Raw genomic sequence first — 24,979 nt, forward strand, 5'->3', positions numbered from 1 at the left:
GATCTTCGGCGTGTGACCTCACGGCTCCGGGTCAGGCGTCCTCAGGTCCGGAGGGGGCGACCCACTCGACGAACTGGACGATCACGCCGTTGGGGTCGGTGACCTGGAAGAGGCGTTCGCCCCAGGGCTCCTCCCGCAGCGGCATGGTGATCTCGACGCCCTCGGCGCGCAGCCGCTTCTCCTCGGCCTCGATGCCGGTGCCGGTGAAGGCGAGGATCAGGCCGGAGGCGTGCTGGTCGCGCTGGCCGGGCGGCAGGACCTCGATGCCGCGGGCGAGCAGGACGATGTCCACGGCGGCGTCGTCACGCGACAGGGAGGCGAACCCGTCGGCGGCGGCCTGCTCGGCGTAACCGAGGTGGGTGGTGAAGAACCGCTGGGAGGCGGCGACGTCGTCGACGGTGAGCGAGACGGTGGACGCGGTGATCTGCAAGGCGGTTCTCCTCATCGGCTGTGGGGAGCCTGTCGGTGAGGCGGTATACATACGTTCGTCGCAAATTTACGGCGAACGTAAACTTAGCCGGAAGGCTGATGGATGTCAACGTAAAAATACGACGAGGGTAAGATCTCGCCATGGCTACCGACACCACATCGCCCGTGCCGCCCGCCGGCCTGCGGGAATCCAAGAAGCAGGAGACTCGGCAGCTCATCTCCGACCATGCCACCCGCCTGTTCATCGCCCAGGGCTTCGAGCAGACCACCATCGCCGAGATCGCCGTCGCCGCACGGGTCGCGAAGAAGACGGTGACCAACTACTTCGCGCGCAAGGAGGACCTGGCCCTGGATCACCAGGACGCTTTCATCGCCTCCCTGGCACACACGGTGGCCGAGCGGCGGGACGGCGAGTCGGCCCTGGCGGCGCTGCGCCGCGCCTTCGCCGACGCCGCCACGGCCGCGGATCCGGTCGCCGGGTTCTCCGGCCCCGCCTTCGCCCGCATGGTCGCCGCCAGCCCCACCCTCTCGGCCTGCCTGCGCGGCCTGCACGACCAGCGCGAGCATGCCCTGGCCCACGCTCTCGCCGCCGCCGTGGGCGCACCGCCGGAGGACATCACCGTCCGGACCGCCGCCGCGCTGCTCGGCACCGTCCACCGCATCCTGTTCCAGCGCATCCAGGACCTCACCCTGGCCGACCGCCCCAACGACGAGATCGCCGAAACCGTCGCCGCGGAGGCGGCCCGCGCCTTCGACATGCTCGAACCGGCCCTTGGCCACTACGCCATCGCCTGACGCGCGATCGCGGAGCGCCTCGTGCTTACGCCTGCTCGGTCAGCTCGATGGCGGCGCCGGGGCAGACGGCGGCGGCCTCGCGGACCGCGCTGTGCCGGTCGGCCGCGGGCTCGGGTTCGAGCAGGATGACGATGCCGTCCTCGTCGCGCTGGTCGAACACCTCCGGCGCGATCAGTACGCACTGCCCGGCGCCGCAGCACTTGTCCTCGTCCACGATGACTTTCATCTGAGAGCTCCCTCCTTACCGATCAGGATCACCAGCGGACCGGCACCGTACGCAGGCCGCCGACCGCCAGCCCTTCCACGCGCTCCAGCTCCGTCACCGGCACCGCCAGCTCCAGCGTGGGGAGTTTGCGCAGCAGCACCTCCAGTACGACCTGCAGCTCCGTGCGGGCCAGCGCCTGACCGAGGCAGGAATGCGCGCCGGAGCCGAAAGCCAGGTGGGGGTTGGGGCTGCGGGTCAGGTCCATCTGGTCGGCGGCCTCGAAGGCGCTCTCGTCCCGGTTGGCGGCGGCCATGCTGCAGATCACGGTCGTGCCCTTGGGCAGGACCGTGCCGCTGACCTCGGTCTCCTCTTTGAGGTAGCGCGGCAGGCCGAAGCCGGAGTTGGCGTCGAGGCGCAGCGTCTCCTCCACCGTGGAGCGGATCAGCGCGGGCTCGGCCAGCAGGCGCTCCCACCGGGTACGGTCGGCCAGCAGCATGGAGACCATCTTGCCGATCATGTTGGCGGTGGTCTCGTGGCCGGCGACCAGCAGCGCCATGCCGGTGACGAGGATCTGGATCTCGGCCAGCCCGCCGTCTTCTGGACCGCCGGCCGCGATCAGCTCGCTCAGCAGGTCGTCGCCCGGCTCGGTGCGCTTGGCGGCGAGGTGGTCGGACATGTACTGGAAGAACTCGGCCTGGGCGGCCTCGATCTCGTCCTTGCCGTAGCGGGTGAGGTTGAGCAGCGTGTCTGACCAGTACGAGAACTGGTCCCGATCTTCGGCGGGCACGCCGAGCATGTCGCAGATGACGTACACCGGCAGCGGGAAGCCCAGGCCCGCCCTGAGGTCGCCGGGGGCGCCGCGCTCGACCATGCCGTCGATCAGGCCCTCGGCGATCCGCGCCATCTGGGGTCGCAGGGCGTTCATGCGCTTGGCGGTGAACCACTTGCCGACCAGCCGCCGCCAGTGCTGGTGCTCCTCTCCGCCGTCGGGGATGATCGCCGCCATCTCGCTGTTGAACAGTCCGCCGTCGTCCGTGGCCGAGAGCCGGGCGGCGTCGGGGGCGTTCAGCAGACGGGTGAAGCGCGGGTCGGCCAGCACTTCCTTGACGTCGTCATAGCGGGTCAGCAGCGTCGCCTGGTCGCCGCTGGGCAGCTTCACGTGCGCCACCGGGCACTTGCCGCGCAGCTCGGCCCACTCCCCGGGCGGGTCCAGCGCCGCGTCGCTGGGGATCGGATAGCTCAGAACCTGCTCGTTGATGCTCATCGGGCATCTCCTCGTGAACGAACGAACGAACGGACGGATGGACGGATGGACGGATGGCCGGATGGCCGGATGGTGGTCTTCTGGTCGTGCGGGCTTTCACGCGGGTGTGAGTGGTGGGGTGGGTTGCCAGGTGCCCAAGAGCTGCTGCCGTAGGAGGCGGGCCTGCTTCGGCATGTTCCAGCCGAGGACGCCGGTGATCTGGTCGCCCTCGCGATAGACGGCGGCGAAACGGTGCTGCTCCGGGTCGCCCTCGGCGATGGTGACCTCGGCCGCCGGTGAGGGCAGGCCGTGGGCCTGGATCTTGATGTCGTACTGGTCGGTCCAGAAGTATGGGATCGGCGTGTACGGGCGGTCGGCGCCGAGGAGGTTGGCCGCCACCACCTGGGCCTGCTCGGTGGCGTTGGTGCGGTTCTCCAGCCGGAGGCGCCTGCCGAGCCCGGTGTGCTCGAAGGAGGCCACATCGCCGACCGCGTACACGCCCTCGGCGGCGCGGCAGCGCGCGTCGCACTCCACCCCGTCACCCAGGGTGAGGCCGCTGCCGGCCAGCCAGCCGATCGACGGGCGCGACCCGATGGCCACCACGACCGCGTCGGCGGGCAGCAGCTCGCCGGTGGCCAGTCGCACGCCGGTGACCCGGCCGCCGGCGCCGGTCAGCTCGTCGACCGCGACACCGAGCCGCAGCTGGACCCCGCGCTCGGTGTGGGTGCGGGTGAGCAGGCCGCCGACCACGTCGCCGAGCTGCTCGCGTAGCAGCGTCCGCCCCATGCCGGCCAGGGTGACCTCCAGGCCCATGGCGCGGGCGGTGGCGGCGAGCTCGGCGCCCAGTACGCCCTCGCCGACGACCACGAGCCGGGTGCCCGCGGTCAGGCGGGCGCGCAGCGTGAGCGCGTCGTCCAGACCGCGCAGCACGTGTACGCCCGCCAGCCCGTCCTGTCCCGGCAGCCGGTACGGCGTCAGACCGGTGGCCACGACCACGGCGTCGGCCCGCAGCACGCGGCCGGAGGCAGTGGTGACGGCCCGCTCCGCCGCGTCCAGCGCGACGGCGGGCTCGCCCCGGACGAACTCGGCGGCCAGGGCGTCGAGCTGGGCCGCGCTACGGAGCTGGGCGCGGGCCGGTTCCCAGGCGCCGGCCAGGACCTGCTTGGACAGCGGCGGCCGATCGTAGGGAAGGTGGAGCTCGGCGTCCACCAGGGTCAACCGGCCCTCGTGGCCGAGCCGCCGCAGCGCCTCCGCGGTGCTGAGCCCGGCGGCCGACGCGCCGACGATCAGTACGTGTCCGGGCGAGGTCACGAGGCGCTGCTCGGGGCGAGGGCCTGAGCTGCACATATGCACATAAGACGAGATCCCTTCGTCATCCCGGTCACACATTAGCCTACAGCTGCAAGGAAACTTGCACCTGTAGGCGTTCGATAGGATGGCAACTGTGGACACCGCCAGAGAGAGCAAGGCCTCATCGGGTGACCGGCGCGTGCGCCGCACCCGAACAGCGCTGGCACGCGCGCTGATCCAGCTGGTCGAGGAGCGGGACCTGTCCCGGATCAGCGTCTCCGACGTCGCCGAAGGCGCCGGCGTGAGCCGCTCGGCCTTCTACGACCACTACCGGGACGTCCACGAGCTGGCCGAGGACGCCTGCACCGCGATGATCGACGGCTTGATCGAGTCCTTGCCCGCTCCCGAGCTCGATTCGCCGGACCTGGTGCAGGAGGCGATCCGGTCGCTGGCGGCGTTCTTCGCCAGCCTCGCCGAGCACGCGGGGCTGTATCGCGCGCTGCTGGGGCTGGAGGGCAGCGCGCGGGTCGTCGGCCACATCCGCCACCGCATGGCCACGGTCATCCAAGACCACCTGGTCGCGGCCGACGCCGGGCAGTGGCCGGAGCTGGTTCCGCATGACGTCACGGCCGCGTTCACCGCCGGGGCGCTCCTCGGCGTGGCCGTCGACTGGCTCGAAGGTGGATGTGCCCGGACCCCCGCCGAGATGGCCGAGGTGATCTGGCCGCTCTTGAACGCGCACTACCGCATCAACGAGGGCGGACGGAGATGAGGCCGGCGGACCCGCCGGCCTCTGGATCGCTCAGGTCTTACGAGATGACGGCGGGCACGGGCGGTGTCATCGTGAACATCGTCTCGACCGCCGGTTTCCGCGGCAGCGCGCCCGGCCTGGCCGCTTATGTCGGATCGAAGCACGCCGCGCGCGGTGTCACGCGCGAGCTGGCCCTCGAACTCGCTCCGCTCGGCATCCGCGTGCTCGGGGTCGCACCGAGCTTCGTCCCCACCGAAGGCAATATGATGGCCGCCGCGGCCGTGATGACCGACGACATCCCGCCGACCGACCTCATGCTGAACGGCCCGATCGGGCGGGTCGGCGTCCCAGATGACATCGCGCGCGTCGTCCTGTTCTGCGCGTCGGACCTGTCGACCTTCATGACGGGCAGCACGCTGCTCGCCGACGGTGGCGACACCGCCTGACCCGCCTCGGTCAGCGCCAGTAGTCCCGTTCGGGCAGCCGCAGGTGCGTGTCCGGATCGGTGATCGCGCGGGCGTTGGTCGGGCGCAGGCCCGCGCCGGCGAAGCAGTAGGCCTCGGCGTGGCCCTGGTACAGGTATTTGAGCAGGATCTCCTCGGCCGGGTCATCGCCGGACGCGTCGCCGCCGCCCGGGTGGGTGTCCCAGTCCACGACCTCGCCGTCGCGGAAGACGCAGCCCTGGTTGCCGCTCTTGGGGTTGGCGTACATGCCATAGGCGACCGTGCCCGCCGACAGCACCTGCATGACTACGGGAGCCGAGGCCATGTAGCCCCATTCCTGGCTGACGACACAGCCGCCGGGCACGTCGGTGAAGCCGATGAACCGCAGGGCCTTCTCCTCGAACGGGTCTTCCATGATCTCTTCCAGCTCTTCCTCGTCGACGGGTGTGGCGGCTAAGCGCTGTGCCGCCTCGGCGGCGCTGATGCCGTGGACACACGCCAGGCTGAAACCGTCGTTCACGATGCCGTCCAGCGCGCCGATCAGGCGTTCGGCCTCCGTCACGGCGGCGGTCTCTGCCTCGGTCAGCCCGGCATGACCCGGCGGAAACGGAAAGAACAGGCCAGGCGTGGGGCCCGCCAGGCTGAGCCGGCCGGGCGACCAGCCGGCCATCATGGGCCGCCATGGGTCCGCTCCGGCGGCGGCCAGGGCACGGGCGTTCTCGGGCCGGTCGTTGAAGACCGCGTCCCAGAGCGCGGTGCGGCCCTCGCACTCGGCTTCGACGTCATCGACCCGGCTGGCCAGCTCGGCGACCACCTCCGGCGAACCCCGCTCCGCCGCGGCGTGCAGCGGCCGCTCGAAGGCGTAGTCCCCTTCGTTCGGGTCGGCGCCCGCGTCGAGCCTGGCGCGGACCAGAGCGAGGTCCTTCCAGGAATCCCACCTGAAATCTGACCATCCTGCGGTTTCCTTGGCGGTCATGACAGCCCCTTCGAGATCACGTACGTGGACACGAGCGGGGCCATCATGACGAAGGGCAAGGACAATTTCGGCGCGCGTCAGCCGGACGTGCCGAACAGCTGGGCGGCCATCCGGAGCGAGGCGTCTACAGCGTCGCCCCATGGACCACGCCGGTGCCGGTCGCCACCCGCGAACCGGGGGTGGCGACGCCACGGACTCGGGCTCGCGCTAGTTCACGATCTCGGTGGCCTCGCAGCCGGTGAAGGTGTCCGCCGGCACCGGCAGGCCCACGAGGTTGGACGTGCAGTGGTCGGTGCCGGCGCCGCCGTCGATGGTGCCGCCGCCCCTGCCGGTGAGCCGGTCGTCGCCGCCCAGGCCCTGGATCTGGTCGTGGCCGTTCGAAGCGTTGATGACGTTCGGGCCCGCGTTGCCGATGAGTACGTCGTCGGTGTTGGTTCCCTCCAGGTTCTCCACGTCCGCGGCGATGGTGTCGCGGGCGCCGGCGGGCCCGTCCTCGGAGCTGCCGTCGTCGCCGGTCGCGCCGTCGAGGTCGGCCCGGACGCCGAACCTGCTCGATATCTCGGAGTAGGTGACGGTGTCGGAACCACCGTTGCCCTGCAGGACGTCGCTGCCGAATCCGCCGTTGAGCGTGTCGTCGCCGGAGCCGCCGACGAGCCGGTCGGCGCCGTCGCCGCCCATCAGGTGTGCGGCGATGCCCGTGGAGTTCGTGATCACGTCGTCGCCGTCCAGCCCGCGGATGACCATGAACCCGACGTTCGTCGCCGAGCAGCGCGCCTCGTGCGGGGTCACCAGGGTGCACCCGGCGCCCACGGTGAGCGTGGCGGTGGGGTCGGCGACCGTGAGGAAACCGCCGCCCGCGCTGACGGTGATCTGGTCGTTCACTCCCACGGGGGCGTCGTACTTGAGGACTCCCGCGGAACGCACCACACCAGGCTGACAGTCGCCGTAGCAGGGCGCCGCCATCGCCGGCTGCATGGACAGAACGGCCGGCAGGGTGGCCAGCGCCGCCGCGCCCACGAGCACGCGCATCACGCGACCTTTTGACATGAGGGTCCCTTCCATCGTGCGAGACGGTGCCCCTTCGGCACCCACCCAGGAGGCGTTCCGGCGCGTTCCATCACGTGGCATGCGCGTCCCACGGGTCGACACGTCGCTGCTGGAGAAGCCGTCAACCGCGCCCTCGAACCCCGGCTCGGCCGCATGATCCAAAGAGGGTTGACACGAATCTGGTGACCAGGTCATCCTGTTCCGCGGCGTGCCCGGAAAGTCACAAAACTCAAAATCGGCAGGCATGACATTGGATGCACCACACTTAGCATCTGTTCTGCGGCTTTACCAAGATCGGCTGTCTACAGACCCAGTCAGGATTGCTGTTTCGGACAGTCAGGAACACCTCACCTACCAAGAGTTGGATCGCCTCGCGAACGGCATCGCCGCTCAGCTGCTTCGTCTCACGACGACCGGGCAGTCCTGGGTGGCCGTGCTCGCGGGCCGCTCGATCCGGCTGGTCGCGGGCCAGCTCGGCGTGATGAAGGCGGGCCTCGCCTTCGCACCGATCGACCCTGCCACGCCCGCCGAGCGGATCCACGCCATGCTGGCGGGAGCGGCGGCCGTGGTCACGGCGCCGGAGTGGAGAGCTCTGGTGCCCGACGGCATCCCGGTGATCGACACGCCCGCGGCGGCGGACGCGTTACCCCCGCCGCACATCGAGCCCGGCGATCTCGCCTTCGTCATCCACACCTCCGGCTCGACGGGGACCCCCAAGGGCGCGCTCGTCCCCCACCGCGCGCTGACCAACCTGATCAGGTGGTCGCACGAGACCTTCGGAACGGGCGGCCGGGCCCCGCTGCTCACCAGCCCCAACTTCGACGCGTCGGTCTGGGAGATCTGGCGGTGCCTGACCGCGGGCACCACGATCGTCATTCCCAGCGAGCGGACCAGGCTCTCCCTGCCCGCGTTGCGTGACTGGATCGTGGATCAGGAGCTGACCACCTGCTTCGCGCCGACCCCCATCGCCGAGGGCCTGCTCGGCATGTCCTGGCCGGAGCGGACCAGGCTGGCGACGCTGAGCACCGGCGGCGACCGGCTCACCACGTATCCGAGACCCGAGCTGCCCTTCCGGCTGTTCAACGTCTACGGCCCGGCGGAATGCGCCGTCATGGCGATCGTCGGCGAGGTGCCGGTCTCCGCCGGCCAGAGCCGTCCGCCCACGCTCGGCTCGCCACTGCCCGGCGTCACCGTCCACCTGCTGGACGAGGCGATGCGGCCGGTCGAGGAGGGCGAGATCTACCTCGGCGGCGCGTGCGTCGGCCTGGGCTACCTCGACCGGCCCGACCTCACGGCCGAGCGCTTCGTCCACGACCAGGACGGGCGGCTCCTCTACCGCACCGGAGACCTGGCCCGCCGTGACCAGGCCGGCCAGTTCGAGTTCCTGGGCCGGGCGGACGACCAGGTCAAGATCCGCGGCAACCGGGTCGAGCTCGGCGAGATCGAGACCGTGCTCGGCCGGCACCAAGGGGTCCGGGCCGCCACCACCGCCGTCCGCGGCCACGACCTGGTCGCCTACCTCGTGGGCACGACGAACGAGCAGGAGGCGCGCGCCCACCTGCGCAGGTTCCTGCCCGACTACATGATCCCCACCGCCTGGGTCTTCCTGGACGAGCTCCCGCTGACCCGTAACGGCAAGGTGGATCGCGCCGCGTTGCCCGACCCGGTCCGCGAGTCCCGCTCCATCACGCCGCCCGGCACCGCCACCGAGGAGCTGCTCGCCGAGATCTGGCAGGACGTCCTCGACACCGGGCCCATCGGCGCCGACGACGACTTCCTGGCGCTGGGCGGCCAGTCGCTGCTGGCGATGCGCATCGCCGCCCGCGCCTGCGGGCGGCTGAACAAGCCGGTCGAGCCCCGGATGCTCTTCGAACATCCCACGCTCGCCGCGCTGGCCCGCGCGATCGACGGCCTGCCGCGGATGACGGCGGTGTCCGCCGCCGAGGGCGGGCTCACACCCGCGCAGCGCCGACTCTGGTACATCGACCAGGTGGCACCCGGCCCGCAGTACAACGTGCCCATCCTGTACGCCCTGGACGGCCCCCTCGACACCGGCCGCCTGGAGCACGCGATCAACGAGATCGTGCGCCGGCATCCATCCCTGCGCACCCGTTACGAAGAGCACGACGGCGAGCCGGTGCCCATCGTCGTCGAGCCGGCCGACGGGCTCATCACGATGAAGGTCATGGACGCCACCCCGGGTGGCGCGGACGCGCTGGCCCAGCATGCCGCTCGTGACCCCTTCGACCTGCGGAACGGTCCCGTGCTGCGGGCGCTGCTGCTCCGGCTCGCCGACGACCGGCACCGGCTGCTGGTGACCGTGCACCACATCGCCTTCGACGGCTGGTCGGTCGGGGTCTTCCTGGACGAGTTGGCCCGGCTCTACGCGGGGGAGAGCCTGCCCGCGCCGACCACGCCGTACGGGCGCAGGCAGGGTCTCGACGGCCTGCCGTACTGGAGGAAGGTCCTGGAGTCCGCGCCCGAGCGGCTGGGGCTGCCCGCCGATCGCCCGGGGTCGACGGGGCCGCTCCGGCCCGGCGGCCGGGTCCGGGCCACGCTGCCGGACGGGCTGCTCGCCGAGGTGGAGTCGCTGGGCAGGAGCGCGGGGGCCAGCCCGTTCATGGTGCTGTTCGCGGCCTTCCAGGCGTTGCTGCACCGCTACAGCGCCCAGGACGACCTCGTGACGGGGGTGCCGTTCTCCGGCAGGGAGGCGCTGGGCGCGCACTCCATGATCGGCTTTTTCGTGGAGACGCTGCCGATCAGGACCGGCCTGGCGGACGACCCCTCCTTCGAGCGCCTGCTGTCACAAGTACGGGCGACGGTCCTGGCCACGCCCACGGACGTGTCGCTAGAGGAGATCGTCCGGGAGCTCTGCCCCGACGGCCGGCCGCCCTTCGACGTGATGTTCGCGATGCAGGAGCCGCTGGACGTCAAGCGGGGAGACGGCGTGACCTTCCGGATGCTCGAGGAGGTGGAGAACGGCGGCGCCAAGGCCGACCTGGTGCTCTACGCCGAAGGGCGGGAGATGAGCCTGGAGTTCGCCGCCGACCTGTTCGAGCGCGCCACCGCGGAGCGCCTGCTGGGTCATTACCTGCGCGTCCTGGAGCAGGTGGTGGCTGACCCGGCGGCGCCGATCTCCACGCTGCTCGCCCGGCGGCACGAGCCCGCCGGTCGCGGCCCCGACCAGTGCCTGCACCGGCTCTTCGAACAGCAGGCGGACAGAACGCCCGACGCGGTCGCCGTCGAGTTCGACGGCGCCGCCCTCACCTACGCCGAGCTCGACCGGCGGGCCAACCAACTGGCGCACCTGCTGCGCGGGCTGGGTGTGGGCCCGGAGGTGCCGGTCGCCCTGCACGTACGGCGCTCGCTCGACCTGCCCGTGGCGCTGCTGGGCATCCTGAAGTCCGGCGGCGCGTACGTACCGCTCGACCCCTCCTACCCCCAGGGGCGCCTCACCCAGGTACTCGGCCAGGTCGACACCCCGGTCCTGGTGACACACCAGGCGCTGGCCGGCGCACTGCCCCACGAGCGGCCCGTCCACGTCGACACCGACCTCGACGGCCGGCCCGAACACCGGCCGGACAGCGGCGTCACACCGGACGACCTGGCCTACATCCTGTTCACCTCGGGCTCGACCGGCCGGCCCAAGGGCGTGGCGATGCCGCACCGCCCGGTCGCCAACCTCATGGCCTGGCACCGCGGTACGTACCGGAGCCTGCAGTTCACCGCGCTCGGCTTCGACGTCTCGGTGCAGGAGATCTTCAGCACCTGGGCGTACGGCGGGACGCTGGTCATGGTCGGCGACGAGGTGCGGAGCGACCCGGCCGCCCTGCTCGACCACATCGCCAGGACCCGGGTGGAGCGGATCTTCCTGCCTTTCGTGGCGCTGCAGGCGCTGGCCGGCGCCGGGATCGAGCCGCCCGCGACGCTGCGCGAGGTGATCACCGCGGGCGAGCAGCTCCAGGTCACCCCGCAGCTGGAGCGGTTCATCAAGCCGTGGATGACGCTGCACAACCAGTACGGCCCCACCGAGGGCGCGATCATCGACATCGCCCACACGCTCACTGGCCCTCCGGAGAGCTGGCCGCGGCTGCCGCCCATCGGCAGGCCGGTCACCGGCGTCCAGACGCCGATCCTGAACCGCCTGGGCCATGAGGCGCCCGACGGCGTCCCCGGCGAGCTGCACCTCGGCGGCGCCTGCCTGGCCCGGGGCTACCACGGCCAGCCCGAGCTGACCCAGGAACGGTTCATCACCTGGCGGGACGGGCGCCGGCTCTATCGGACCGGGGACCTGGCCCGCCGCAACGAGGCGGGCGAGATCGAGTTCCTCGGACGCGCGGACGACCAGGTCAAGATCCGCGGTTACCGGGTCGAGCCCGGCGAGATCGCCGCGGTGCTGGCCGGGCACCCCACCGTCCGTGAGGCGTTCGTCATGGTCCGGGACGGTGCTCTGGTGGCCTACGTGGTCGCCGACGGCAGCCCCGAGCTACGCCCTTACCTGGCCGAGCGGCTGCCCGAGTACATGGTGCCGAGCACATTCGTCACGCTGGACTCCTTGCCGGTGAGCCCCGCGGGCAAGGTGGACCGGCAGGCCCTGCCGGAGCCGGGCCGGAGCGCGCGGGTCGTCACGGCCCCGGCCACCCCGGTGGAACAGGCCATCGCCGCCATCTGGCAGGAGGTGCTGGGCGGGCCGGTCGGGCGGCACGACGACCTGTTCGAGCTGGGCGGCAACTCGCTCAACGCCACTCAGATCGCCTCCCGGGTGCGCGAGGCGCTGGAGGTCCAGGTGCCGCTGCGGACGCTCTTCGCCCACCCGACCGTCGCCGAGCTGGGGGCGCAGCTCACTTCGCCGGACGTGGAGGCGGCCGCGGAGCTCTATCTGATGGTCGCCGCGTATTCGGACGAAGAGGCCGAGGCCCTGCTGCGCTCGATGGAAGGTGATCAATGAGCTTGTCCGCCCAGCAGCGCCAGCTCCTGGAAGCGTTACGCAAGAAGAAACAGCAGCAACAGACCGAGCGGCCCAGGCCCGATCGGCTGCCGATGTCCTTCACCCAGCTGCGCGCCTGGTACCTGGACAAGATGGCGCCGGGCGCCGCGCACTATCTCATCCCGCTCGCCTTCCGCATCGAGGGCCCGCTCGATCGCCAAGCGCTGCACCGCGCGCTGAACGCCCTGGTGGCCAGGCACGAGAGCCTGCGCACCACGTTCGCCATGGACGAGGACGGCCCGTACCAGATCGTGGCCGACTCGCTCACGGTCGACCTGGCGGACGTCGAAGACGGCACGCCGATGGACCTGACCACCGGCCCGCTCATCCGCGCCCACCTCGTGCGCGAGGGCGCGGAGCGGCACGTCCTGCACCTGTTGCTGCACCACATCGTCGCCGACGCGTGGTCGCTGGACGTGCTGCGCCGGGAGCTGAGCGCGCTCTACAACGGCCAGGAGCCGCCGGCGCTGTCGCGGCAGTACCCCGACTACGCGATCTGGCAGCGGGAGCAGGACTACAGCGGGGATCTGGCCTACTGGCGCGAGAGGCTGGCGGGCGCGCCGCCGGTCACCGAGTTACGGACTGACCTGCCGCGGCCGGCCGTCCAGACGTACGCGGGCGCCGAGCTGCCCTTCTCCCTCGACCTGCCGCGCGAGGAGTTCACGGCCTACTGCCGCGGCCTGGGCGCCACGCCGTACATGGTGCTGTTCGCGGCCTACCTGGTGGTGCTCTCGCGCCGCTCCGGCCGGCTGGACCTGGTGGTGGGCACGCCCATCGCCAACCGGGACCGGATCGAGTACGAGGGCCTGATCGGGTTCTTCACCAACACCCTGGCCATCCGGGCCGACCTGTCGGGCGAGCCGTCGTTCGCCGAGGTGGTCGAGCGGGTCAAGGAGGCGGTGCTCGACGCCCACGACCATCAGGGGATGCCGTTCGAGCGGCTGGTGGAGGAGCTCAACCCGGAGCGCCGCCTGGACCGTGCCCCGGTGTTCCAGACGATGTTCTCCATGCTGCCCGAGGCCACGGCGGCGTTGGAGTTGGCCGGTCTGACGGTCACCTCCGTCGAGATCCCCGAGCGTACGGCCAAGTTCGACCTGACCGTGGGCGTCCGCGAGACGCTGGACGGGCTCGTGGAGTACAACACGGACCTGTTCCACGCCGGTACGATCCGCGGTCTGGTCGCCGACCTCAATCAGGTGCTGGCCGGGGCGATGAGCGGGGACGAGACGCCGAGGGAGACGTCGGCGGAGCTGCCGCGCCACGAGATCTCCCAGCACGTCACCCAGGCCTGGCGCGAGGCACTCGACACCGACGCCTTCGGCCCCGACACCAACTTCTTCGAGGTGGGCGGCCATTCGCTGCTGGTACTCAAGGTGCACGAGCGATTACGCAAGCGGTTCAGCCTGACGGTCACCGACCTGTTCAGGTACCCGACGATCGCCTCGCTGACGGCCTACCTGAGCGCCGATGGCCCGGCGCCGGCGGCGGTCCCGACCGCCGCGCCCGCCGCCGACGGCGCGCTCGCCATCGTCGGCATGGCCTGCCGCTTCCCCGGCGCCACGGGGCCCGAGGAGTTCTGGGCGGCGATCCGCGACGGCGTGGAAGCCGTCCAGGACTTCACCGACGAGGAGCTGCTCGCCGACGGCGAGGACCCCGACCGGCTGGCGGACCCCGCCTATGTCAGGTCGGGTACGGTCCTGGACGGCATCGACCTGTTCGACGCCACGCTGTTCGAGTTCACCCCGCGCGAGGCCGAGATCCTCGACCCGCAGCAGCGGCTGTTCCTGGAGAGCGCCTGGGAGGCGCTGGAGGACGCGGGCTGCGACCCCGCCCGCCACCCGGGGCAGATCGGCGTCTTCGCCGGCTCGGCGATGAGCAGCTATCTCATCGAGAACCTGCTGGCCGCGCCCGACGTGCTCAAAGCGGTCGGCGACTACCAGGTCATGCTCGGCAACGACAAGGACTCCCTGCCCACCCGCACCTCCTACAAGCTCGACCTGCGCGGGCCGAGCATCAGCGTCAACACCGCCTGCTCCACCTCCCTGGTCGCGCTCCACCTGGCCAGGCAGAGCCTGATCGCGGGGGACTGCGACGTCGCGCTGGCCGGGGCGGTGCGGGTCAACGCCTGGACCCGGCGCGGCTACGTCTACCAGAGCGGCGGGATCGGGTCGCCGGACGGCCACTGCCGTCCCTTCGACGCCGAGGCCCGGGGCACGATCGGCGCCGGCGGCGTGGGCGTCGTCGTGCTCAAGCGGCTGGAAGACGCCATCGCCGCGGGCGACACCATCCACGCCGTCGTACGCGGCTCCGCGGTCAACAACGACGGCACCAGGAAGGTCGGCTACACCGCGCCGGCCGTGGACGGCCAGGCCGAGGTCATCACCGCGGCGCTCGCCTCGGCCGGCGTCGACCCCGGCACGATCGGCTACATCGAGGCGCACGGCACCGGCACCGCGCTCGGCGACCCCATCGAGGTCGCGGCGCTCTCCCAGGTCTTCACCGGCGATCGGCCGATCGCCCTGGGCTCGATCAAGTCCAACATCGGCCACGCCGACGCCGCCGCCGGGATGGCCGGGCTGATCAAGACCGTACTGGCGCTCAAGCACCGTACGCTGCCGCCCACGGTCAACTTCGCGACGCCCAACCCGCGCATCGACTTCAGCCCGTTCTACGTGCCCACCGCCAGCGCGGAGTGGCCGCAGGAGCCGGGGCCGCGCAGGGCGGGCGTCAGCGCCTTCGGGATGGGCGGCACCAACGCCCACGTCGTGCTGGAGGAAGCACCCGCGCGACTCCCCGCCCCGCAGCCCTTCGCCCCACGGGTGATCGGCCCGCACCTGCTCATCCTGTCGGCGGCCAGCGGCTCGGCGCTGGGGGAGACGGCCACGCGACTCCGCGCCCACCTGCGCGCGCGTCCGAACACGGACCTGGGCGACGTCGCCGCCACGCTCCGGTACGGGCGCCGTCAGCTGCGGCACCGCGGCATCCTGATCGCCGAGGACCGCCGGTCGGCGCTGGACGCCGAGCTCATCACGGGCGAGTCACGTCCACGTGAGGTCGCCTTCGTCTTCCCCGGCCAGGGCGCGCAGCGCCGGGGGATGGGCGCGGGTCTGTACCGATCGGAGCGGGTCTTCCGCGCCACCGTCGACGCCTGCTCCGGCATCCTTGAGCCGTACCTCGGCCTCGACCTGCGCCAGGTCCTGTACGGCGAGGCCGGCGACCTCGACCAGACCTGGCTCACCCAGCCCGCGCTCTTCGTCACGGAGTACGCCTTCGCCCGCGCGCTGATCGAGCACGGCGTCCGCCCGGCGATGATGGCCGGGCACAGCATCGGCGAGTACGTCGCCGCCTGCCTGGCCGGGGTCTTCACCCTGGAGGACGCCCTGCGCCTGGTCGCCGCGCGCGGCCGGCTGGTGCAGAGCCTGCCTCCCGGCTCGATGCTGGCCGTGCCGCTGCCCGAGTCCGAAGTGGGTGATTTGCTCAGCGCGGACGTCTCGCTGGCGGCGGTCAACACCCCCGACATGTGCGTCCTGGCCGGGCCGGAGCGAGCTATCGCGGAGGTGGCGCGGCGGCTGGAACGGCAGGGCGTCGCCTGCCGCACGCTGCGCACCTCCCACGCCTTCCACTCCGCCATGCTGGACCCGGTGCTCGACGCCTTCGCCGCCGAGGTCGCCTCGGTGCGGCTGGGCACGCCCGAGCTGCCGTACCTCTCCAACGTCACCGGCGGCTGGGCGTCCGGCGCCGAGACCAAGGACCCCGCCTACTGGGTGCGCCATCTGCGGGAGACCGTGCGGTTCACCGACTGCGCCCGCGCCCTCGTGGCGGCCGACGCCGCCGTGGTGGAGGCGGGGCCGGGCCGTACCCTGACCACCCTGGTACGCCGCCAGGGCGGCCAGGCGACGGTCGCCACCCTCGCCCTCGCCGGGCCGGACAGCGGGCGGACCGCCCTGCTGGAGGCCATCGGGCGGCTGTGGGTGAACGGCGCCGACGTCGACTGGACGGCGTTCGGACCATCGGGCAGGCGGGTGCCGCTGCCCACGTATCCGTTCGAGCGGCGCCGCTACTGGATCGGGCCCCGCACCCGGCGCTTCGAGGTCGCGGCCGCGCCGGTGGCGGAGGCGGAGGCGGTCCAGGAGCTCGACGTGGTTGCCGCCGTCTGGCGGGATGTGCTCGGCCTCGCGCCCACCAGCCCGCAGGACGACTTCTTCGACCTGGGCGGCGACTCCCTCGTGGCCACCCAGCTCGCCTCCCGCCTCGGCCTGTCCATCGAGGCCGTCTTCGACAACCCCACGCTGGGCGGTCAGCGGGCGCTCGTCGCCTCGGCGGCCTCCCACGAGGTGGTCCCGGCCGTCGCCTCGGCGGGCCACCGTGAGGTGCCGCCGCTCGTCGCCTCGGCGGGCCACCGTGAGGTGATCCCGGTCGTCGAGGAGCCCGCTGTCGTCTCGTTCATCCAGCGGCGCATGTGGTTCATCGACCAGGTGCACGGCTCGGCCGCCTACGCCGTGGCCACGGCGCTGGACCTGCGGGGCGAGCTGGACGTGGCGCGGCTGCACGGCGCCCTGGGCGAGCTGGTGCGGCGGCACGAGTCGCTGCGGACCGTCTTCCGCGCCCCGGACGGCGAGCCGGTGCCGGTGGTGCTGCCCGCAGGGGAGACGCCACTGCCGGTCGAGGACTGCGACGACGCCGAGCGGGCGCTCACCGAGGCCGCGGCCGAGCCGTTCGACCTGGCGCACGGGCCCCTGTTCCGCGCCCGGCTGCTGCGGCTCGCCCCGGACCACCACGTACTGTCGCTCAACTTCCACCACATCGTCGTGGACGGCTGGTCGATCACCTTGCTGAGGAGCGAGCTGGCCGCGCTGTACAACGGCGAGACGCTGCCCGAGCCGCGGGTCAGATACCGCGACTACGCGCGCCGGCAGCGGGAGCAGGCCGCCGATCTCGGCTTCTGGAAGGAGCGGCTGCGCGGCATCCCGCACAGCCTCGACCTGCCCAAGGACCGCCCGCGCCCGCCGATGCAGACCTTCGAGGGGGCGGTCGCCACCCACGTGCTCCCCGCGGAGCTGGCCCAAGGGTTGCGGAAGCTGAGCCAGGAGCGCGGCGCCACGCTCTACATGGCGCTGCTGGCCGCGCTCCACACGCTGCTGTACCGCTACAGCGGCCAGGAGGACATCTGCATCGGCTCGCCGGTGGCCGGGCGTACCCGCCCCGAGCTCGAAGGCATCGCGGGCTGCTTCATCAACACCCTGGTCATGCGGGCCACGATGGACGGCGGCCTGCGGTACACCGAACTCCTGGCGCAGGTACGCGAATACGCGCTGGGCGCCTACGCCCATCAGGACGTGCCCTTCGAACGGCTGGTGGAGGAGCTCAACCCGCCCAGGGACCTGTCACGCAACCCGCTCTTCCAGGTGCTGTTCAACCTGCTCAACCTGCCCAAGAGCGACCTGGACATGGCCGGGCTGGCCGTGGGGGAGCTGGCCGTGGAGGTCGGCACCGCCCAGGTGGACCTGGTGCTCTACGTCGACGAGCAGGACGACGAGCTGCAGTGCAGGCTGGAGTACAACACCGCGCTCTACGACGCCGGCACCGTCCAGCGGCTGCTCCGGCATTACGAGGCCCTGCTGTCGGCGATTGTCGCGGCGCCCGAGACCACGCTGTCCGAGCTGGACTTCCTCACCGGTGAGGAGCTGGCCGAGCAGCTGGACAGCCAGGACGTCGAGGTGCCCGACCTGTGCATCCACGAGCTGGTGGAGGCCCAGGCCGACCGGACGCCCGACGCCGTGGCCGTCACCTTCGAGGGCGCCTCACTGACGTACCGGGAGCTGGACGGGCAGGCCAACCGGGTCGCCGGGCGGCTGCGCGCGGCGGGGGTGGGTCCGGAGACGCTGGTGGGCGTCGCGATGGAGCGCTCGGCCACGATGCTGGTCACCCTGCTCGGCGTGCTGAAGGCGGGCGGCGCGTACGTGCCGCTCGACCCGATGTACCCCCAGGACCGCCAGGACTACATCCTGGACCACTCCGGCATCGGCGTCCTGGTCACCGAGCGCGAGCTCGCCGGGCGCTACGCCGGCTACCACGGCGAGCTCATCCTGGCCGATGGGGGCTTCGAGGGCGAGAGCCCGGAACGGCTGCCCGCTCTGGCCACCCAGGAGAACCCCTGCTACGTCCTGTACACCTCCGGCTCCACCGGGCGGCCCAAGGGCGTGCGCGTCCAGCACTCCTCGGTGGTCAACTTCCTCACCTCCATGAGCCGCGAGCCCGGCCTGACCGGCCAGGACACGCTCCTTGCCGTCACGACGTTCGCCTTCGACATCTCGGTGCTGGAGCTGTTCCTGCCGCTCACGGTCGGCGGCCACGTGGTGATCGCGAGCCGCGAGGCGGCCTACGATCCGCTACGGCTGGCCGCCCTGCTGGACGGCGCGACGGTCATGCAAGCCACCCCGGCGACCTGGCGGCTGCTGCTGTCGGCGGGATGGGCGGGCAAGCCGGACCTGAAGGCCCTGTGCGGCGGCGAGGCGCTGCCCGCCGACCTGGCCGCCGACCTGCGGGGCCGGGTGGCCGAGCTGTGGAACCTGTACGGCCCGACCGAGACCACCATCTGGTCCACCCTCACCCGGGTCACCGACGGGCCGATCACCATCGGCCACCCGATCGCCAATACGCAGATCCACCTGCTGGACGCCGCGATGCAGCTGGTGCCCACCGGCGTGGTCGGCGAGCTCTACATCGGCGGTGCGGGCCTGGCCCGCGACTACCTCGGCCAGCCCGAACTGACCGCCGAACGCTTCATCACCTGGCGCGACGGGCGCCGGATCTACCGGACCGGTGACCAGGCCCGCCGCCGGGCCGACGGCTCGATCGAGTTCCTCGGCCGGGCCGACGGCCAGGTGAAGGTACGCGGCTACCGGATCGAGCTGGGCGAGATCGAGTCGCTGCTGCTGGCGCATCCCGCGGTCCGCGAGGGGGCTGTGGTGGTGCGCGGCTCGGACGATGACAAGAGCATCGCCGCTTATCTGGCCGCCGACTCCGAGCACGACTGGCGCGAATACCTGCGGCGCAAGCTGCCCGACTACATGATCCCCTCGGCGTTCGTGCTGCTGGACGCACTGCCGCTCACCCCGAACGGCAAGGTGGACCGCAAGGCGCTGCCCGAGCCGGTCGCCCAGGTACGCGCCGAGGGCACGGCGCCGCGGACGCCGGCCGAGGTCAAGCTGGTCGAGCTCTGGTCGGCGATCCTGGGCGTGAAGGGCATGGGGATCGACGACGACTTCTTCGCGCTGGGCGGCGACTCCTTCAAGGCCGTGCGCGCCGTACGGGACTCGGGGATCCAGGCGACCGTGCTGGACCTCTTCAAGAACCCCACCATCCGCGCCTTCGCCACACTCGACGGATCATCCCGAAATACCGGGCTATTGCATGAGCTGACGCCGCCACGATCCGCGGCCTCGCTGACCCTGGTCTGCGTGCCGTTCGCGGGCGGCGGCGCGATCACGTACCAGCCGCTGGCCTCGGCCCTGCCCGAGCGCATCACCATGCTCGCGCTGCAGCCGCCGGGCCACGACACCGGCAACCCCGGCGAGCCCGTGCTGCCCTTCCACGAGCTCGTCGAGGGCTGCGTCAAGGAGATCAAGGAGAAGGTCGACGGACCCCTCGCCCTGTACGGCCACTGCATGGGCGGCGCGCTCACCGTCGAGCTGGCGCGCAGGCTGGAGGAGGAAGGCGTCGCCCTGGAGAAGGTGGTCATCGGCGGGCACCTGCCCGCGCCCCGCCTGCCGGGCAAGACCTTCGCCTGGTTCCGCAAGGTCTTCCCGATGGAGCGGTGGACCTCCAAGCGGCAGGCGCTGGAGTTCCTGCGGGCCATGGGCTTCTTCACCGAAGCGCTGGACCCCGCCGAGCGCGACTTCATCATGGGCGTCTTCCTCCACGACACCCAGGAGGGCGAGGACTACTACACCGATCTCTACCAGGCGCCCATCAAGAAGCTGTCCGCACCGCTGGTCTGCGTGGTCGGCGAGAGCGACCGCGCCACCGAGCTGTACGAGGAGCGCTTCCGCGAGTGGGAGGCCTTCTCCCACACGGTGTCGCTGGAGGTGATCCCGAAGGCCGGGCACTACTTCCAGAAGCACCAGGCGCCCGAGCTGGCCGAGATCCTCGACGCGGGGGACCGGCCTCCGGCGCCGCTGCCGCCCCGCTACCAGCAGGCCAGCCTGAAGACGTTCTTCCTGGTGGCCTTCGGCCAGCTGGTGTCGCTGATCGGCACCGGGCTGACCACGTTCGGCCTGGGTCTGTGGGTCTACCAGCAGACGCAGTCGATCTCGATGTTCGCCATCGTCTCGGTCATGGCGCTGCTGCCCGCCGTCGTGCTGGCGCCGGTCGCCGGAGCCGTGGCCGACCGCTGGAACCGCCGGCTCGTCATGATCACCGCCGACTCGGCGGCCGGAGTCTCCTCCGCCTCGCTGGCCGCCCTGCTCTGGACGGGCGGGCTCCAGCTCTGGCACGTCTACCTCATCGTCGCCGTCGGCGCGGTGTCGACGGCCTTCCACCAGCCCGCGTACATGGCGGCCGTGGCCCAGCTGGTGCCCAAACGCTATTACGGCAGAGCCAGCGGCCTGGCCCAGCTGGGGCAGGCCGCTGGGACCGTACTGGCGCCGCTGCTGGGCGGCGCGCTCGTGGCCGCCATCGGCCTGCACGGCATCGTCGTGATCGACCTGTCCAGCTTCGCCTTCGCGGTCACCGTGACCCTGGCGGTCCGCTTCCCGAACACGCTGTTCAAGAAGCGGGAGGAGTCGTTCTGGCAGGAGATGACGGGCGGCTGGCGCTACATCACCCGCAGGCACGGGCTGCTGGCGATCATCCTGTTCACCTCGTTCCTGAACCTCCCCTTCGCCATGGTCGAGGTCCTGTCCACGCCGCTGCTGCTCAGCCTCACCGACACCCGCGGCCTGGGCATAGCGCTCTCGATGACCGGCATCGGGCTCCTGGTGGGCAGCGTGATCATGACGGTGACCGGGGGTCTGGCCCGCCGCACCTACGGCATCCTCGGCTGCTTCATGGCCCTGGGCGTCTCCTTCGCCGTCATCGGGATCGCGCCGCACCCGGCGCTGCCCGCGATCGGGCTGTTCTTCGTCGGGCTGTTCACCGCGCTGCTGAACGCGCACTGGTTCGCCATCGTGCAGCAGAAGGTCGGGCTCGACCTGCAGGGCCGGGTCATCGCCACCAACCTGATGCTCAGCTGGGCCATGGTCCCGGTCGGGTTCCTGCTGGCGGGGCCGCTGGTCGAGCGGGTCTTCGACCCGATCGCCGGCGCCGCGCAGGGCAGGGGGATCGCCCTGCTCACCCTCGTCGCGGGCGCGGTGACCGTGCTGATCGGCCTGGCGGCCTACCGCTACCGGCCGGTCCGCTTCCTGGAGGACGATCTGCCCGACGCGATCCCCGACGCGGTGGTCATCACCGACAAGGACCTGATCCAGCGGGCGGCCGACAAGCAACTCGTCGCTTGACCCGCTTTCCCGGTACGGCGGCGACGCCGTACCGGGAAGTCCACCTGCCGGGGATATTGACGGCCCTGACGGAGGAAGTTACGTTTCGTCGGCAGATCGGGGGCCCGAGCGTCACACAAGGAGCCAGCCCATGATCCGAAGAATGCTGACATTCTGCACGATCGCCATCGCGTTAGCCGCCGGTCTCCCCGCTCCCGCCTGGGCGGTCGACGCGACCCGTACGCCGGGCTCGGCCTCCTACACCGTGAACCTCACCAGCAATTCCTCGGGCACCACCTGGACCGGCCACGAGAGCGTCAGCTTCACGAACCTGTCCGCCGACTCCCTCACCGAGGTCTACCTGCGCCTGTGGGACAACTACCACGGCAGCTGCCCGTCCACGCCGATCACGGTCACGAACGTCACCGGCGGTACGGCCGGCCCGCTGACCGTTGCCTGCACGGCGCTGAAGATCACCCTCCCCGCGCCGCTGGCCCAGGGGCAGAACGGTTCGGTCGGCTTCGACCTGAGCATCGTGGTGCCCAGCGGCGCCGACCGGTTCGGCCACGACGGCGCGTACAACTTCATCGGCAACGCTCTCCCCGTCCTGGCCGTACGCGACGGCGCCGGCTGGCACCTGGACCCCTACACCAACAACGGCGAGTCCTTCTACCAGCTCGCCAGCGACTACCGGGTCACCCTGGACCACCCCAGCTCGCTGCTCGTCCCCGCGACCGGCACCTCCGTGGACACTCCCGGCACTTCCGGCCGGACGATCACCACCGCGACCGCCACCCACGTCCGCGAGTTCGCCTGGGGCGCCGGCGCGTTCACCAAGACCACCGGCACGACCACCACGGGCGTCACCGTGAACGTCTACCGCGTCAGCGGCATCAGCTCCGCCAGCGCCACCTCGATGATGAACACCGCCAAGAACTCGCTCGTCGCCCACGCTGGCCGCTTCGGCGCCTATCCCTACGGCGAGGTCGACGTCGTCCTGGACAACAACTTCTGGTTCGGCGGCATGGAGTATCCGGGGTTCGTGCTCGACCTGGTCAGCTCCACCGCGCTCGCCCATGAGCTGGCCCACCAGTGGTGGTACGGCATCGTCGGCGACGACGAGTACAACACCCCGTGGCTGGACGAGTCCTTCGCCGACTACGCCACCGACCTGTACCAGGGCATCAGCGGCACCAACTGCTGGAACAGCGTCTCCTGGCAGTCGTCGGCCGAGAAGATCAGCAACTCGATGGCCTACTGGGACGCCCACTCCAGCCGCTACGGCACGGTCGTCTACACCTACGGCAAGTGCGCTCTGCATGACCTGCGCCGCCTGATCGGCACCTCGGCCATGCAGACGCTGCTGCACGACTACGCCGCCGCGCACTGGTACGGCATCTCCACGGTGGCCGACTTCAAGGCCGCCGCCCAGGCCGCGACGACGGTCAACCTGTCGTCGTTCTGGACCACGCACCGCATCTAGAGGGTCCTTCGGCTGGAGCCGCTCGCTGCAGTGACGAGGTCGCGCACGGTGGGCGCGATGGAGCAGCCCGCCGTGCGCGCCGGCGGCCGCAATGGACAGACAGTCTTCGCACGGATAATCTTCGCGTTGATATTCTGTCGAGCCGAGAGACGGTCATGCGGACGTACGAGCACGCCGTCCAGACCAACGCCATGCGCGAGGCCGTCGTCGCGAACTGGGGAGGATGGAAAAGCTGATGGTCCTCCGCCCCGGCGAGAGCCCCGGCTTCCTGCTGTGGCACGCCACACTCCGCTGGCAGCGCGCCATCGCCGCAGCTCTCGCCCCGCTCGGTCTCACCCACGTCCAGTTCGTACTGCTGGCCTGCATGTGGTGGCTCAACACCCACGAGGAGCAGCCCAACCAACTGGCCCTCGCCCGCCAGGCCGGGACCGACGTGAAAATGACCTCGCAAGCCCTGCGCGCCCTGGAGAAGAAGGGACTGATCGAACGCGAGGTCGACCCGGCCGACACCCGCGCCAAGCGACTCCGCGTCACCGCCGCGGGCGCCGAGCTGGCGCCCCGCGCGATCGCTGTTGTCGAGCAGGTCGACGCGGACTTCTTTCAGCCGGTCGCCGTCGACGACGCGATCACCCTGCTCACCCACCTGGCCCACCCCGAACCCTGAGGAGCCTCTACCCCCTCATCCCTCCAGGGCGAAGAGCATCCAGGACTGGCCCGGCGCCAGCCCGGCCAGTTCACGGCCGCACTCCTGAAGCACCTGCGGGCCCGAGGTGATGTGCGCGGTGCCGGCGTGGACATCCCTGAACAGCCGCTGGATCAGCCCGTCCCGCAGTGCCGAGGTGCCGCCCGACGCGTAGACGAACCGGGCCACCTCGGCGACCGTCGACGTGATGTGGTTGAGCGCGAGCCGCACCATCGTCTCCTGGCGTACGTCGAGCGTCCGGCCCGCGTCCAGGGTGCGTTCGGTGTCGTCCCAGGTCTCGTGCACCAGGGCCTTGGCCGCGCGGAACGCCGCCTCGGCGCGGGCGAAGTCGGCGTGGAAGGCGTCGCTGGCGGCGATCTGGCCGGGCCGCCCGGCCCGCGCCCCGGCGTGGTGGCTCAGCTCGTCGAGCAGCCGGCGGCCGACACCCAGCGCCCAGCCGGAGTGACAGATCAGCGCCTGGTCGAGGACGCCGAGCCGGAAGATCGCGCCGCCGCGCAGCGGTTCGTTGTGCGTGAAGATGTGCGTCTGCGACTCCGGTACGAACGCGCCGTCGATGGCGTAGTCGATGCTGCCTGTGGCGCGCAGGCCCAGGACGTCCCAGTTGCCGAGCATCTTGACGTCTTCGATGGGGGTGATGAAGATCCGGGCCTCGTCGGTGCCCTCGACGGCGCCCAGGCTGTGGGCGTACTGGGCGTGCGGCATGCCCGAGGCGAAGCCCCACTGGCCGCTGAGGCGGAAACCGCCGTCCTCGCGTACGGCGGTGCCCGGCCGGGTGCCCTGGCCCGCGATGAGCGGCATCCGCGGGCCTGTGAAGATCCGCGCGACGGCCTCTTCGCCCAGGTAGGCACCGGCGGTGCCGTTCTCCAGGGTGGTGGCCATGACCACCCAGCCGGTCGAGGGGTCGGCGTACGACAGCTCCTCGAAGACGGCGAGCAGCTCCCTGGGTGACAGCTCGGCGCCGCCGAGCGGCGTAGGCACCCAAATACCGAAAAGTCCCGCCTCATGCAGGGCATCCACGACGGGGGTGGTGAGCCTGCCCTGCGCCTCGGCGGCGGCCGCCTCACGCTCGATCAGCGGACGCAGCTCGCGGGCTCGCTCCAGCAGGGTGGGGCCGGCGGTGTGCAGTCGCAGCGTGTCGCTCATGTCCAGGT

General features: G+C 71.3%; 14 protein-coding genes. 7 read left to right on the forward strand and 7 right to left on the reverse strand.

The features are described 5' to 3' along the window. Window positions 1-31 precede the first annotated feature (31 nt). Window positions 32-430 (reverse strand): VOC family protein, encoded by a 399-nt coding sequence (locus LDL49_RS19195; protein ID WP_225292454.1) that lies wholly within the window; start codon window positions 428-430, stop codon window positions 32-34. A gap of 140 nt (window positions 431-570) precedes the next feature. On the opposite strand from LDL49_RS19195, the gene LDL49_RS19200 reads away from it, so the two are divergent. Continuing rightward, the gene (locus LDL49_RS19200) at window positions 571-1,224 is read left to right on the forward strand and encodes a TetR/AcrR family transcriptional regulator (protein WP_225292455.1); all 654 of its coding nucleotides are present in this window, start codon (window positions 571-573) and stop codon (window positions 1,222-1,224) included. A 25-nt stretch (window positions 1,225-1,249) separates the two neighbouring features. On the opposite strand, the gene LDL49_RS19205 is transcribed toward LDL49_RS19200, so the two are convergent. The 3 genes from LDL49_RS19205 to LDL49_RS19215 all read right to left on the reverse strand — a co-directional run bounded on the left by LDL49_RS19205 (window position 1,250) and on the right by LDL49_RS19215 (window position 3,983). Continuing rightward, a complete protein-coding gene (locus LDL49_RS19205; protein WP_225292456.1) occupies window positions 1,250-1,450 on the reverse strand; it encodes a ferredoxin in 201 nt (66 codons plus the stop codon). Window positions 1,451-1,478: 28 nt separating this feature from the next. Continuing rightward, the gene (locus LDL49_RS19210; protein WP_225292457.1) at window positions 1,479-2,693 is read right to left on the reverse strand and encodes a cytochrome P450; all 1,215 of its coding nucleotides are present in this window, start codon (window positions 2,691-2,693) and stop codon (window positions 1,479-1,481) included. A 96-nt stretch (window positions 2,694-2,789) separates the two neighbouring features. Beyond that, entirely contained in the window at window positions 2,790-3,983 is a 1,194-nt protein-coding gene (locus LDL49_RS19215) for an NAD(P)/FAD-dependent oxidoreductase (protein ID WP_225292458.1), read from the reverse strand. A 124-nt stretch (window positions 3,984-4,107) separates the two neighbouring features. On the opposite strand from LDL49_RS19215, the gene LDL49_RS19220 reads away from it, so the two are divergent. Next, the gene (locus LDL49_RS19220; RefSeq protein WP_225292459.1) at window positions 4,108-4,734 is read left to right on the forward strand and encodes a TetR/AcrR family transcriptional regulator; all 627 of its coding nucleotides are present in this window, start codon (window positions 4,108-4,110) and stop codon (window positions 4,732-4,734) included. 44 nt (window positions 4,735-4,778) lie between these two features. Beyond that, on the forward strand, window positions 4,779-5,159 hold the full coding sequence (locus LDL49_RS19225) for an SDR family NAD(P)-dependent oxidoreductase (RefSeq protein ID WP_225292460.1): 381 nt from the start codon (window positions 4,779-4,781) through the stop codon (window positions 5,157-5,159). Between the two features lie 10 nt (window positions 5,160-5,169). Here the strand turns inward: LDL49_RS19225 and LDL49_RS19230 are convergent, their stop codons facing one another. Together LDL49_RS19230 and LDL49_RS19235 are read right to left on the reverse strand one after the other, a co-directional pair. Then, window positions 5,170-6,132 carry an ankyrin repeat domain-containing protein gene (locus LDL49_RS19230; protein ID WP_225292461.1) on the reverse strand — a complete coding sequence of 321 codons (963 nt, stop codon included), beginning with the start codon at window positions 6,130-6,132 and terminating at the stop codon, window positions 5,170-5,172. Between the two features lie 207 nt (window positions 6,133-6,339). Further along, a complete protein-coding gene (locus LDL49_RS19235) occupies window positions 6,340-7,161 on the reverse strand; it encodes a calcium-binding protein (protein WP_225292462.1) in 822 nt (273 codons plus the stop codon). Between the two features lie 262 nt (window positions 7,162-7,423). On the opposite strand from LDL49_RS19235, the gene LDL49_RS19240 reads away from it, so the two are divergent. The 4 genes from LDL49_RS19240 to LDL49_RS19255 all read left to right on the forward strand — a co-directional run bounded on the left by LDL49_RS19240 (window position 7,424) and on the right by LDL49_RS19255 (window position 23,789). Then, the gene (locus tag LDL49_RS19240) at window positions 7,424-12,127 is read left to right on the forward strand and encodes a non-ribosomal peptide synthetase (protein WP_225292463.1); all 4,704 of its coding nucleotides are present in this window, start codon (window positions 7,424-7,426) and stop codon (window positions 12,125-12,127) included. After that, window positions 12,124-21,663 (forward strand): non-ribosomal peptide synthetase/type I polyketide synthase, encoded by a 9,540-nt coding sequence (locus LDL49_RS19245; protein WP_225292464.1) that lies wholly within the window; start codon window positions 12,124-12,126, stop codon window positions 21,661-21,663. The genes LDL49_RS19240 and LDL49_RS19245 overlap by 4 nt, the downstream gene beginning before the upstream one ends. Before the next feature lie 130 nt (window positions 21,664-21,793). Then, window positions 21,794-23,125, forward strand: a complete 1,332-nt coding sequence (locus LDL49_RS19250) for a M1 family metallopeptidase (RefSeq protein WP_225292465.1) — start codon at window positions 21,794-21,796, stop codon at window positions 23,123-23,125. Between the two features lie 223 nt (window positions 23,126-23,348). Then, window positions 23,349-23,789 (forward strand): MarR family winged helix-turn-helix transcriptional regulator, encoded by a 441-nt coding sequence (locus tag LDL49_RS19255; RefSeq protein ID WP_225292466.1) that lies wholly within the window; start codon window positions 23,349-23,351, stop codon window positions 23,787-23,789. A 15-nt stretch (window positions 23,790-23,804) separates the two neighbouring features. Here the strand turns inward: LDL49_RS19255 and LDL49_RS19260 are convergent, their stop codons facing one another. Next, a complete protein-coding gene (locus tag LDL49_RS19260; RefSeq protein ID WP_225292467.1) occupies window positions 23,805-24,971 on the reverse strand; it encodes an acyl-CoA dehydrogenase family protein in 1,167 nt (388 codons plus the stop codon). Between the last annotated feature and the right edge of the window lie 8 nt (window positions 24,972-24,979).

This window comes from Nonomuraea aurantiaca (assembly GCF_020215705.1).
In the GTDB taxonomy this organism is placed as follows: domain Bacteria; phylum Actinomycetota; class Actinomycetes; order Streptosporangiales; family Streptosporangiaceae; genus Nonomuraea; species Nonomuraea aurantiaca.